Origin of the sequence: Streptomyces spinosus, assembly GCF_020400655.1 — a bacterium.
Classification (GTDB): Bacteria; Actinomycetota; Actinomycetes; order Streptomycetales; family Streptomycetaceae; genus Streptomyces; species Streptomyces argyrophylli.
In genome coordinates, this window is record NZ_JAINRC010000005.1 from 240,664 (window position 1) to 254,007 (window position 13,344).

Here is a 13,344-nt window from a genome sequence, read left to right on the forward strand (position 1 = left end):
GGGGGCGCCGTACGCCGCGAACCTCGGCGGGCGCGGCCGACGGGCGGTAGCCTCGTACGTCGGACGGCCGGGCCCGCTGCATGATCACCAGAGCCGGGAGGAGCCCAAGGTGAACGACTGGCGGATCTACCGCGGAGTGGGTCAGCCGCACGACGGCATGCGGCGGTTGCCGGCGCCGCCGCCCTGGCGTGACTTCGCCGCCTCCCGCGACGGCGCCGACAGCGGCCCGGAAGATCCCAGCAGCGCCCGCCGGCTCGGCGTGCGCCGCCGGCTCGTCGAGAACTACGCGCCCCGGCCGGCCGAGGTCGACGCGGTCAACGCGGCCCTGTACCTGCGCCGGCCCCTGCTGGTCACCGGCAACCCGGGGACCGGCAAGTCGACCCTGGCCTACGCGATCGCCCACGAACTCGGCCTGGGCAAGGTGCTGCGCTGGCCCGTGGTCAGCCGGACCACCCTCCAGGACGGCCTGTACCGGTACGACGCCATAGCCCGTCTCCAGGACGTCCAGCTGGAGCGCGCCGGCGGCGACGACCGCGGTGCCGCGGCCTCCGGGATCGGCTCCTACATCCGCCTCGGACCGCTCGGCACCGCGCTCCTGCCCGCCGAGCAGCCCCGCGTCCTGCTCATCGACGAGCTCGACAAGAGCGACCTCGACCTGCCCAACGACCTGCTGAACACGCTGGAGGAAGGCGAGTTCTCGGTCCCCGAGCTGGAACGGCTGGCCGACCGGGAACCGGTCGTCGAGGTGCTCACGCACGACGGCGACCGGGTGGCCGTGCGCGGCGGGCGCGTCGCGTGCACCGCGTTCCCGGTGATCGTGATGACCTCCAACGGCGAACGCGACTTTCCCGCCCCGCTGCTGCGCCGCTGCGTCCAGCTCGAACTGGACCCGCCCGGCGAGGAGCAGCTCACCGCCATGGTCGAGGCACACCTCGGCACGGACGGCGTCGCCGCCGGCAGCGACCTCATCCGCCGCTTCCTGGAGCGCGAACCCGGCGAGGTGCTCGCCGCCGACCAGCTCCTCAACGCCCTGTTCCTCACCCAGCACGATCCGCACGCGCAGGGCCTCACCCGGGAGCGGATCGCCGAGATGCTGATGCAACCGCTCGACCGTACGAGGTGAGGGGCGGATGCCGGGGATGCGCCTGGACGAGCTGATCGGCAAGCTGCGCCAGGGCGGGCTCCAGCCGACCGCCGAGGACGTGGCCGACGCGCTCTGGCTGGCCCGGCGGCTGGGCACGTCCGCGCCAGGCGACCCCGACGGCAGGCCGGGCCCCGATCCCGGAGGACCGCCCGACCGTTCCGGTCCCGCCGGTTCCCCGGGCACCGGCGACGCGTCCGGTCCGCGGCCGCGGGACGAACCGCCGGACGGCCCGCAGGCGCTCCGCGCGGACGCGCCCGCCGTCCCCCTGCACACCCCGGCACCCGCCCCCTACGCCCGGACCGGCGCCGACCCCGCGGCCTTCCCGGTCCGCGCCCCCGCCGCCGGCGCCCTGCCCGGACTGCTCGGCCTGCAGAAGGCACTGCGTGCCCTCGGCCGCTACCGCACCGCCTCCGCACGCGGCCGGGACGAGCGGATCGACGAGGCGGCCACCGCCGACCGCGCCGCCGCCAGCGGCATCCTGCTCCCGGTCACCCGGCCCGGCCGCCACCGGCGCTGCGACGTCCAGCTGCTCATGGACACCGGGCCCGCCATGGCCGTCTGGGACGAGATGGTCGAGGAACTGCGCCAGGCCTGCCAGCAGTCCGGCGCGTTCGCCTCCGTCCGCGTCCACCACCTGTACGCCGACGACGCCGGCACCCCCCTCGTCGGCACCACCGCCGGTCCCGGCCGGCGCACCCGGCTGCGGCCCGCCGACGAACTGCACGACCCCAGCGGGCACCGGCTCACCTTCGTCATCAGCGACTGCGTCGGCCCGCTGTGGCACAACGGCACCGCGCAGCGCCTGCTGCACGGCTGGCCGCGCACCGCCCCGCTGGCCGTGGTCCAGCCGCTGCCGCCCCGGCTGTGGGCCCGTACCGCGCTGCCCGCCGAGCCGGGGCTGCTGGTCCGCACCGGCGAGTCCGGCGGGCGCCTGGACTTCCTGCCCGAGGACGAGCCGTGGGAGGAAGCGGAGGAACCGCCGCCGGGCGCGCGGCCCGTGCCGGTGCTCCAGCCCACCCCGGAGGCGTTCGCGGCCTTCGCCCGGCTCCTCGCCGGCACCGGGCCGACCCGCGAGCACGCCTGGGCCGGCTTCGTCCGCCCCGCCACCGCCGCGGGGGCCGTCGCCGCCGCGGCCCCGGCGCGCACCGACGAGGAGCTGCTGCGGTCCTTCCGCGCCGGAGCGTCACCCGGCGCCCTCCGGCTCGCCGTCTACCTCGCCGCCGCGCCCCTGACCCTCCCCGTGATGCGGCTGGTCCAGCGGGCCATGCTGCCCGACACCGGCCCCATGGAACTGGCCGAGGTGCTGCTCGGCGGACTGCTGCGGCAACTGCCCGGTACCGAGGACCAGCCGTGCTTCGCGTACTCGCCGCGCATGCAGGACCTGCTGCTGTCCTCCCTCGACCAGGACACCGCCGGACTCGTCCTCAAGCACTGCTCGGCCTACGTGGAACGGCACTTCGGCAAGGGCACCCGCAACTTCTCCGCCCTGGCCGCGGCCCGGCTCGCCGACCACGACCCGGACGCCGGCGCGGAGCGCCCCGCGCAGGACGGCGGCGCGCGGGACACCGGCGGCAGCGTGGAGGCCGAGCTGTTCGCCCGCATCCCCGCGCGCGTGCTGCGCTTCTACCTGCCCGACCTGGTCACCCCCGATCCGCTGACCGAGGCCGAGCGGCTGCTCGACCGGTGGCGGCAGCTGGCCGACCCGGAGATGCTGCGCCGGGCACGGGAACAGGCCCGCGCCGCCACGACGGGCACCGGCGCCGACGGCCCCGGTCCCGTGGCGCGGGCACGCCTGGTCCTCGGCCGCGTGCTGCGCGCGGAGGCCGGTACGGCGGGTGCGCGGGCGGAGGGGCGGCGCGCCGGGCTGCTGCGGGAGGCGGCGGCCGAACTCGCCGGCGCGTACGGGGCGGCCCCCGCCGACAGCCGGGAACGGGCGGAAGCGGCCCTGGAACTGGCGTCGTGCCATCGTGAACTGTGGGAGCTGACGGCCGAACGGGACCACCTGACGGAAGCCCTCGGCGCCCTGGACGGCGAGGTCCCGCCCTGGCCGCGGATCACCGCCGTCGCCCGCGCCTGGCGCCCCGGCCCCGTGGGCACCGAGGGCGCGAGTCCGGGTGACGGCGGGTCCGGTGGAGCCTTCGGGCTCGCCGACGGGGTGTCCGGTGGCGACGCGTCCGGTCGTCCCGGGGGCGGCGACGGCGGCTCCGGTGACAGGCGGGCCGGCCACGCCGGGAGCACACACGGCCGTACCGGTGACGGCCGCTCAGGACACGACCACGACGGCGCGGACACCGCCGTACCCGCCGCCGGTCCGGAGCCGTCCCGCGAGAGCCGGGACGGCGTGCCCTGGGAGGTGACCGCCCACCGGGCGCGGCTGTCGCTGCGCGGGCGGATCCTGCTCGACCTGCGGCGCCCGGGTGCCGCCGAGCCCGTACTGCGGGAGGCCTGCGCCCTGCTGGCGCGGGAGCGGGTGCCCGACTCCGTGCGGGGGCCCGCGCTGCTCGACCTCGCGCGGGCGCTGCGCGGGGCCGGGGCCGAGGACGCCGAGACGCGGCGGGCGCTCGGTGAGGCGCTGGAGGCCGCCGGGGACGATCCGGACCTGTTGCTGCCGTGCCTGGCCGCGCTCGCCGCGTTCCACGACGCGGCCGGGGAGACCGGGCAGGCCGACGCCGCCTACGAGCGGGCCGCGCTGCTCGCCCCCGCCGACGGCCCGCTGCGCGTCAGGCTCCTCACCGCCTGGGGCGAGTCGCTGCTGCGGCGGGCCTCCGCCGGTGACGGGGCCGGTGTGGTGGACCGCGCCGAGTACGTGCTGCGCGAGGCGCTGAAGTCGCTGCCCGCCCGGTCCGCGCACCGCGCCCGGCTCCAGGGCCTGGTCGGCAGCGCCCTCGCCCAGCGCTTCCGGCACGTCGGCTTCCTGCCCGACCTGTTCGAGAGCCGGCACCTGCTCGGCCAGGCGGTGCGCGCGGCGACCGACGCGGCCGTACGGGCCGAGGTCTGGCTCCAGCTGGGCCGGGTGCGGCTGGAGGGCTGGTACCACGCGGGCGCGCCGGTGCTGATGGAGGCGTTGCAGGCGTACGAGAACGCCGAACGGGAGGCGCGGGCGGCCCACGGCGGCGACCCCGGTTCGGTGACGGCCGCACGCGCCCGGCACGGCTGCGGGGCGGTGCTGGCGCTGATGGGACGGCCCGGCGCGGCCCGTGACGCCTTCCGGGCCGCCCTGGACCAGTGGCAGCGGCTCGTCGGGGCGCTGCGCGAGGTCGACTGGGCCGACGTCGAGCTGACCCGGCGGGCGGAGCGGCGACCGCCGCCCGCGGACGCCCGGTCGCTGCCCGGGCCGGACTGGCGGGAAACGGCCCCGCCGTGGTGGCCGTGGTCCCAGGAGTGGGCCGACGCGCGCGAACTTGACCGGAGTTGAGCCGTCCAGGGTTTCTGGTTCCGGCCTGTCGGGAAGAAGTGGGCAGCCACTTCGGCTGTGCGGGGCGGGCGTAGGGCAGGGAGGAGCCGAGGGTGGGGGAGCTTAGGACACGGGGGGCCGGCCTCGGCGAGGACGCCGAAGAGGCCGTGCTCCCGCCCGACCTCACCGACGTCGACCTGCGGACACTGCGTGCCATGGACGATCCGGCGGTGCTCGCGGCGGTCGCCGGGGTGCTCGCCGACCCGGACGGGCTGCGCCGGGTCTGGTACACCACCGGCGGGGACGACGAGATCACGCCGGGCCGGCCCGGGCGCGCGTTTTCGGCCGGTCCCGCACGTCAGCCCTTACACGGCGAGGACACCGTGGCATGACCCCGGGAGCCGTGGGACCCGAGGCGGACATACGCCCGGCCGGCCCCGCCGCGGGGCCGGTCCCGCCCGAGACCCTCGCCGCCCTGGCCCGCACCCGGCCGCTGCCCGCCGTCACCGCGGCCCTGCGCGCGGCCCTGCACGCCCGGCGGATGCTGCTGCTGAAGTCCCTCCTGGTCCGCTTCGACCGCGTGCGCGGCACCCTGCCCGCGGCGGTACGGCGGCGCTTCGAGGACGACTGGGCGCTGCTGGAGCGGGCCGAGCGGTCCGACGCCGCGGCCGTCCGCGCCGTCCTCGACTATCCGACGACCGGCGCCTGGCTGGCCACCGCGCTCGCCGCGCCCGACGGGCCGGCGTTCGCCGACGGGCTCGCCGGGCTGGGCGCGGTCGCCGTCGCCGCAGCGCTGCGCGCCGGCTGCCGCTTCACCACCACCCGCGTGCTGCCCGCCGGCGCCCTGCCGCTGCCCGGTGCCGGTCTGCTGCGCTGCGCCCGCGGCCGGGCCCGGCTCAGCGGCCGGACCGGAACCCTCCGCGTCACCGACGGCGCGGGTCAGACGCTGCTGCTGCCCGGGCCCGCCCCGGCCGGACCCGGCACCCGGTGGACCGCCGACGGCGCCCTGGCCTGGTCGGCGCTGCACAGCCTGCCCGGCGGCACCGCCGTGCTCGACGACGTGGACCCCCACCGGGTGCCCCCGGGCGGCATCGGGCCGGCGGCACTGCCCGCGGCCGAGCGGCCGTACTCCGACCCGGCCGCCTGGGCCGCCCGCTGGCGCGACGCGCACGCCCTGCTGGCCGCGACGCACCCCGCCCGGGCCGCCGAGACCCTGGCGCTGGTGCGGGCCGTCGTCCCGCTGGCGCCGTCGGCGGGCGGCGGACCGCCGCTGAGCGCCACCGTGCGGACCGCGCCCGGCGCCGTCCTGGCCCAGCTGCCGGCCGACCGGCGCGAGCTCGCCGAGCTGCTGGTGCACGAGACGCACCACACCAAACTGGCGGTGCTGGACGAACTGGTCCCGCTGTGGCGGCCCGGCGGCAGCCTGCACCGGGTGGGCTGGCGGCGCGACCCGCGCCCGGTGCCGGGGGTCCTCCAGGGCGCCTACGCGCACCTCGCGCTGCTGGACCTGTGGGGCAGGGCGCGCACCGGACCCGCCTGGGTGTGGCGGCGGCGCGCCGACGAGCGGTTCGAGGCGTGCCGGGAGCAGGTCGCCGAGGCCTTGTCCGTACTGGCGGATTCCGATGAACTGACCCCCTGTGGAAGGGAGTTCGTCCGGCACATGGGCAGCCATCACGCGCGCCTCGCGGGGAGCGCCCACGCGCCGGGCTGACGCTCCGTGGACGACCTCTTGCGTTACGTTATGCGTGCGGCCGCCCAGGAGACCGGCGGCGGCGGTGGAAGCAGGGAGCGGCGATGGCGGAACAGCGCAGACCGGGCGCGAACGGCGCGGCGGCACCCGAGCACGTGCTCGTGGTCTTCCCGGGGTACTACCGCTCGTGGGCGGCGTGGATCGCGCAGTGCCTGGAGCGGCACGGACACCGGGCCACCCTGCAGCGCTGGGACCCGCCGCGCGAGGTCGCGCTGGAGGACTCGCTCGGCGATCTGCTGCTGGCCAGCGGAAAGGTGCTGCTGGTCCTCAACGACTGGTTCTTCGAACTGGGCCCCCGCCCGCCGGGCGAGTGGAACGACGCGCTGCGCGGCTTCGTCGCCGCCCACGCCGACCGGTTCGCGGCCGTCAACCTCACCAACCGGCCGCTGCTGCCCGCCACCGCCGTCCTGGAACCGGCCAGCCTCTGGGCGCTGAGCGAGGAGGCCGCCGAGGACCGCCTGCTGCGCCGCCTCGGCCTGGAACCGCTCACCCGCCCCCGCGCGCTCGCCGGCCGGCTCCGCTACCCGGACGAGCGCTGCGAGATCTGGGGCGAGGTGCCGCGCCGCAACCCGCGCTTCACCGGCCGCGACGACCTGCTGGGCGAACTCCACCAGCGGCTCGCCGACGCCGAGCGCGGCGCCGCCGCCTGCACGCTCGTCGGCATGTCCGGCATCGGCAAGACCCAGCTGGCCGCCGAGTACGCCCACCGCTTCAGCACCGACTACGACCTGGTGTGGTGGGTCAACAGCGACGACCGCACCATCCAGCGCGACCGCCTCGGCGAACTCGCCGTCGAACTCGGCCTGCGCATCGGCAGCGAGCCCGGCGAACGCATCCGCGCGGTCCGCAACGCGCTCAGGCGCGGGGAACCGTACGGGAACTGGCTGGTGGTCTTCGACGGCTGGGACGACATCGACGGTGTGACCTCGCTGCTCCCGCAGGGCACCGGGCACGTGCTGATCACCTCCCGCAACCGGGGCTGGAACGAGCACACCGACGTCCTGGAGATCCCCGCGTTCCTGCGCCCCGAGTCCACCGCCTACCTGATGCGCCGCGCCCCGCACATCACCGCCCGCGAGGCCGACGAGGTGGCCGCCGAGTTCGGCGACGTGCCGCTGCCGCTGGTGCAGGCCGCGTCCTGGCTCGGCGAGTCCGGCATGGAGGCCGCCGAGTACCTGCGGATGGTGCGCGAACGGCGGCTGTCCACCGTCGACGAGCCCGTCACCGGCGAGGGCTTCCCGCAGTCCTCGCTCACCTCCTGGGCGATACTGCTCAACCGGCTGCGCCGCTCCCAGCCGCAGGCCATCGAGGTGCTCGGCCTGTGCACCTCCTTCGCCCCCGGACGCATCCCGCTCGGCCTCATCCGCGCCTACCCGCGCGCCGAGCTGCCCGAGGAACTGCGCTGGATGTCCACCGACCTGCCCGCCTGGACCCGGGCCCTGGACACCCTCGTCAACTACTCGGTGCTCACCCGGGAGACCCGCGGCCCGCTGGCCGCCGAGATGGGCCCGCACCAGGAGTCGGTGCACATGCACCGGCTCGTCCACGACATCGTCTCCAAGCTGACCAGCGACGGCAGCCGTGAACTGCACCGGCGGGCGGTGCGCACCCTGCTCGCCGAGGCCGATCCCGGCAACCCGGCCGACAGCCGCAACTGGCCGCGCTACGCCGAACTGCTGCCCCACCTGGAACCCTCCGGCGCCCTGGAGAGCGGGCAGCCGCGCGTGCAGGAGCTGGTCCTGAACTGCCTGCGGTACTGCACCCGCAGCGGCGAGTACAGCGGCGGCCTGGAACTGGCGCAGCAGGTGCGCCGGCACTGGTCACGGTTCATGGACCCGATCGACCAGCCGATGCTCGACCTGGCCACCCAAGAGGGCAACATGCTCCGCAACAGCGGCAGGTTCCGCGAGTTGTACGAGCTGCACCGGGGCGTGCTGAAACAGCTCCAGGCCGCGCCCCGGCGCAACGAGATCGGCGAACTCGTCAGCAAGAGCGCCATCGCCTCCGGCCTGCGTTCCCTGGGCCGCTACCAGGACGCGTACGACCTCCAGCGCGAGGTCCTCGAGGGCAACGAGCGGCTCCTCGGCCCGGACGAGCCGCCCACCCTGGTCGCCCGGCACAACCTCGGCGTCACCCTGCGCATGCTGGGCCGCTACGCCGAGGCACTGGACCTCGACCTGGAGACCCTGGCCCGGCGCGAGAGCGTCCTGCGCGCCCGGCACATCAACACCCTGCACTCCGGCAACGCGGTCACCCACAGCCTCCGCCTGCTCGGCCGCTACCGCGAGGCGCTGGCCCGTCAGGAACCCGTCGTACGGCTCCATGTGCAGGTGCTCGGCCCGCAGCATCCGCAGACCCTCGAAGCCCGCTCCCAGCTGGCCATGTGCCGGCGCCGCGAGGGCGGGCACACCCCGGACGTCGGCCCCGGGATGGCCAGCCTGCTGGACCAGCTGATCCAGCTGCACGGCCGCGGGCACTACCGCACGCTGGCGTTCCTCACCAACTACGGCAACTTCCTGCGGGAGCACGGCGACCTCAGCCAGGCCCGCGACCTCATCGACGAGGCGGAGGCCGGCTACCGGTCGCTGCTCGGCCCCGCGCACCCCGTGGCCACCGGCATGCTGTCCAACACCGGGCTGGTCATGCAGGCCTCCGGCGAGCGGGGCGAGGCCCTGTCCATGTTCGAGTCCGCCCTCGCCGGCCTCGGCGCCACGCTCGGCCCCGACCACCCCTGGGTGCTGGGCTGCGCCCTGAACGCGACTGGCGCGCGCAACCTCAACGGCCGCATCGAGGACGCCGTGGAACTGAGCCGCGACACCCTGCGCCGGGCGCGCCACACGCTGGACCACGACCACCCGCTCACCCTGTCCTGCCAGGTGGCCCTGGCCGCGGACCTGCGCGCGGCACACGAGCACGAGGAGGCCGGAAAGCTGGAGGAGGACGCCCTGCTGTCCCTCACCCGCACCCTGGGCGCCCAGCACCCCCACACCATCTCGGCCCGCCAACGGGTCCGCCCCTACTGGGACTTCGAGGCGTACCTGGGCTGAAAGCGCCGCGCGAGGGGCGCGGGGAACCGCGCGAGCAACCGAGGACGGTCCGCAGCCGCGCACCATCCGCAACCGCCCCGCCGGGCAGCCGAAGAGCCCGGTACCGAGTCGGAACTCGGCACCGGGCTCTCAGTTTCGGCTGACCGCCGGAGGCACTACGCCTCGAAGACCTCACGCACCAGCTGCTCCTGCTCCGCCTGGTGCCGCTTCGCGGAGCCGACCGCCGGGGACGAGGAGTGCGGACGCGAGATGCGCCGCAGGCGCTCGCCGTGCGGGACGTCCGCGCCGACCGCCAGGTCCAGGTGGTCGATCAGGTTGAGCGCGATGAACGGCCACGCACCCTGGTTCGCCGGCTCCTCCTGCGCCCACAGGTACTTCTCGGCGTTCGGGTACTTGTTGACCTCCGCCTGGATCTCCGCGCCCGGCAGCGGGTACAGCCGCTCGATGCGGATGATCGCGGTGTCCGTCACGCCCCGCTTCTGCCGCTCGGCCTCGAGGTCGTAGTACAGCTTGCCGGCCACGAACACGACCTTGCGGACCGCGGCCGGGTCCGCCGCCGTGTCCCCGATGACGGGACGGAACTGACCCGAGGTGAACTCCTCCGTCTTCGACGCGGCGGCCTTCAGGCGCAGCATCGACTTCGGGGTGAAGACCACCAGCGGCTTGTGGTGCGGGTTGTGCACCTGCCACCGCAGGAGGTGGAAGTAGTTCGACGGCAGGGTCGGCATGGCGACCGTCATGTTGTTCTGCGCGCAGAGCTGGAGGAACCGCTCGACACGGGCCGAGGAGTGGTCCGGGCCCTGGCCCTCGTAGCCGTGGGGCAGGAGCAGGGTGACGCCGGACGTCTGGCCCCACTTCTGCTCCGCCGCCGAGATGTACTCGTCGACCACCGTCTGGGCGCCGTTGACGAAGTCGCCGAACTGCGCCTCCCACATCACGAGCGCGTCGGGGCGGGCGAGCGAGTAGCCGTACTCGAAGCCCATGACCGCGTACTCGGACAGCAGGGAGTTGTAGACGTTGTAGCGCGCCTGGTCCTCGGCGAGGTACTGCAGCGGGGTGTACTCCTCGCCCGTCTCGCGGTCGATGAGGACCGCGTGGCGCTGGCCGAAGGTGCCGCGCTGGGAGTCCTGGCCGGACAGCCGGACCGGGGTGCCCTCCAGCAGCAGGGAGCCGACCGCGAGGGTCTCGCCCATGCCCCAGTCGATGGTGCCGTCCTCGACCATCGCCGCGCGGCGCTGCAGCTGGGGCAGCAGACGCGGGTGGACGTGGAAGGAGTCCGGGATGTTGACCTGGGACTCGGCGATGCGCTTGACGACCTCCGAGGAGATCGCGGTGTTCACCGCCACCGGGAAGTCCGCCTGCGGGTCCGGGGCGGGACCGGTGGCCTGCTGGGTCGTGACGGCCTCGCGGACCTCCGTGAAGACCTTCTCCAGCTGGCCCTGGTAGTCCTGCAGGGCCTGCTCGGCCTCTTCCAGGGTGATGTCGCCGCGACCGATGAGGGACTCGGTGTACAGCTTGCGCACCGAGCGCTTCTTGTCGATCAGGTCGTACATCAGCGGCTGGGTGAAGGCCGGGTTGTCCGACTCGTTGTGACCGCGGCGGCGGTAGCAGATGAGGTCGATCACCACGTCCTTGTTGAACGCCTGGCGGAACTCGAAGGCCAGACGCGCGACGCGGACCACGGCCTCCGGGTCGTCGCCGTTCACGTGGAAGATCGGGGCCTCGATCATGCGGGCCACGTCCGTCGCGTACATGGAGGAACGCGAGGACTCGGGGGCCGCGGTGAAGCCGACCTGGTTGTTGATGACGATGTGGACCGTGCCGCCGGTGCGGTAACCGCGCAGCTGCGACATGTTCAGGGTCTCGGCCACCACGCCCTGGCCCGCGAAGGCCGCGTCGCCGTGCAGGGCGACGGGCAGCACGGTGAAGTCCGTCCCGCCCTTGTTGATGATGTCCTGCTTGGCGCGGGCGATGCCCTCGATGACCGGGTCGACCGTCTCCAGGTGGGAGGGGTTGGCGGCCAGCGAGACCTTGATCTGCTCGCCGTCCAGACCGGTGAAGGTGCCCTCGGCGCCCAGGTGGTACTTGACGTCGCCGGAGCCGTGCATCGACTTCGGGTCGAGGTTGCCCTCGAACTCGCGGAAGATCTGCGCGTAGGACTTGCCGACGATGTTGGCGAGGACGTTCAGGCGGCCGCGGTGGGCCATGCCGATGACGACCTCGTCCAGGCGGGACTCGGCGGCGGAGTCGATCACCGCGTCGAGCAGCGGGATGACGGACTCGCCGCCCTCCAGCGAGAAGCGCTTCTGGCCGACGTACTTCGTCTGCAGGAACGTCTCGAAGGCCTCGGCGGCGTTCAGCCGGCGCAGGATCCGCAGCTGCTCCTCGCGCTCCATCTTGGCGTGCGGGCGCTCGACGCGGTCCTGGATCCACTTGCGCTGCTTGGGGTCCTGGATGTGCATGAACTCGATGCCGGTGGTGCGGCAGTACGAGTCGCGCAGCACGCCGAGGATGTCACGCAGCTTCATCATCGACTTGCCGGCGAAGCCGCCGACCGCGAAGTCGCGCTCCAGGTCCCACAGGGTGAGCCCGTGCTCGGTGATGTCCAGGTCGGGGTGCTTGCGCTGCTTGTACTCCAGCGGGTCGGTGTCGGCCATGACGTGGCCGCGGACCCGGTAGGAGTGGATCAGCTCGAAGACGCGGGCGGCCTTGGTGACGTCGTCGTCGTGGCTGGCGTCGATGTCCTTGAGCCAGCGGACCGGCTCGTAGGGGATGCGCAGCGCCTCGAAGATGTCGTCGTAGAAGCCGTTCTCGCCGAGCAGCAGGTTGGCGACCTGGCGGAGGAACTCGCCGGAGGCGGCGCCCTGGATGACCCGGTGGTCGTAGGTCGACGTGAGCGTCATGACCTTCGAGATGCCGAGCTTGTTCAGGGTGTCCTGGCTGGTGCCCTGGAACTCCGCCGGGTAGTCCATGGAGCCGACGCCCATGATCACGGACTGGCCGGGCATGAGGCGCGGCACGGAGTGGACGGTGCCGAGGCCGCCGGGGTTGGTCAGGGAGACCGTGACACCGGTGAAGTCGTCCATCGTCAGCTTGCCGTCGCGGGCGCGGCGGACGATGTCCTCGTAGGCCTGCCAGAACTCGAAGAAGTTCAGCGTCTCGGCCTTCTTGATGGCGGCCACGACGAGCTGGCGGTCACCGTTCGGCTTCACCAGGTCGATGGCCAGGCCGAGGTTGACGTGCGGCGGCTTGACGAGGGTCGGCTTGCCGTCCTTCTCGCCGAACGACCAGTTCATCGACGGCATGGCCTTGATGGCCTGCACCATCGCGAAGCCGATCAGGTGCGTGAAGGAGATCTTCCCGCCCCGGGCGCGCTTGAGGTGGTTGTTGATGACGATGCGGTTGTCGAACAGCAGCTTCACCGGGACGGCGCGGACCGAGGTGGCGGTCGGCAGCTCCAGGGAGGCGTTCATGTTCTTGGCGACGGCGGCGGCCGGACCGCGCAGCGTGACCAGCTCCGGGCCCTCGGGGGCCTCGGCGGGCTTCGCCTTGGGCTGAGCGGGCGCCTGTGCGGGCTGCGCCGGCTTGGCCGGGGCGGGGGTCTTCGCCGCGGGGGCCGGGGCCGGGGCCGGGGCCGCGGCCGGGGCGGGAGCGGCGGCGGGCTTCTCAGCCGCGGGGGCGGCCGGGGCGGCGGCCTGGGGGGCCGGGGCCGCGGGCCGGGCCTGCGGGGCCGTGGTGGGGGTCTCTGCGGCCCCCGTGGCCGCAGTACCCGCCGGAGCCGGGGTGGCAGGAGCACCCGGCTTGTAATCGGCGAAGAAGTCCCACCAGGCACGGTCTACCGAATTCGGGTCCTGGAGGTACTGCTGATAGATCTCGTCGACGAGCCACTCGTTCGCACCGAACGCTGCTGCGGGGTTCTTCCCGGCTTGGTCGTCGGTGGAGATGCTCGAGTTACTGGGGGACTGTGGCGACACGGCGGCAACCGCCCTCTTCCGCTTCACAAGGTGAT

General features: G+C 74.4%; 6 protein-coding genes. 5 read left to right on the forward strand and 1 reads right to left on the reverse strand.

Translation table 11 applies throughout. The features are described from left to right. Positions 1–109 precede the first annotated feature (109 nt). From LG395_RS12305 to fxsT, 5 genes are all read left to right on the forward strand, one after another. Complete coding sequence (locus LG395_RS12305; protein WP_171152897.1) at positions 110–1,123, forward strand: AAA family ATPase; 1,014 nt, start codon at positions 110–112, stop codon at positions 1,121–1,123. 7 nt (positions 1,124–1,130) lie between these two features. Further along, the gene (locus LG395_RS12310; RefSeq protein WP_225809365.1) at positions 1,131–4,559 is read left to right on the forward strand and encodes a tetratricopeptide repeat protein; all 3,429 of its coding nucleotides are present in this window, start codon (positions 1,131–1,133) and stop codon (positions 4,557–4,559) included. Between the two features lie 194 nt (positions 4,560–4,753). Further along, a complete protein-coding gene (locus LG395_RS12315; protein ID WP_225809366.1) occupies positions 4,754–4,930 on the forward strand; it encodes a hypothetical protein in 177 nt (58 codons plus the stop codon). Continuing rightward, a complete protein-coding gene (locus tag LG395_RS12320; RefSeq protein ID WP_225809367.1) occupies positions 4,927–6,249 on the forward strand; it encodes an aKG-HExxH-type peptide beta-hydroxylase in 1,323 nt (440 codons plus the stop codon). The genes LG395_RS12315 and LG395_RS12320 overlap by 4 nt, the downstream gene beginning before the upstream one ends. Positions 6,250–6,332: 83 nt before the next feature. Further along, positions 6,333–9,335 carry an FxSxx-COOH system tetratricopeptide repeat protein gene (gene fxsT / locus LG395_RS12325; RefSeq protein ID WP_225809368.1) on the forward strand — a complete coding sequence of 1,001 codons (3,003 nt, stop codon included), beginning with the start codon at positions 6,333–6,335 and terminating at the stop codon, positions 9,333–9,335. Between the two features lie 155 nt (positions 9,336–9,490). On the opposite strand, the gene LG395_RS12330 is transcribed toward fxsT, so the two are convergent. Next, positions 9,491–13,309, reverse strand: coding sequence for a multifunctional oxoglutarate decarboxylase/oxoglutarate dehydrogenase thiamine pyrophosphate-binding subunit/dihydrolipoyllysine-residue succinyltransferase subunit (locus tag LG395_RS12330; RefSeq protein WP_225809369.1), 3,819 nt, complete (start codon positions 13,307–13,309; stop codon positions 9,491–9,493). Positions 13,310–13,344: the final 35 nt, after the last annotated feature.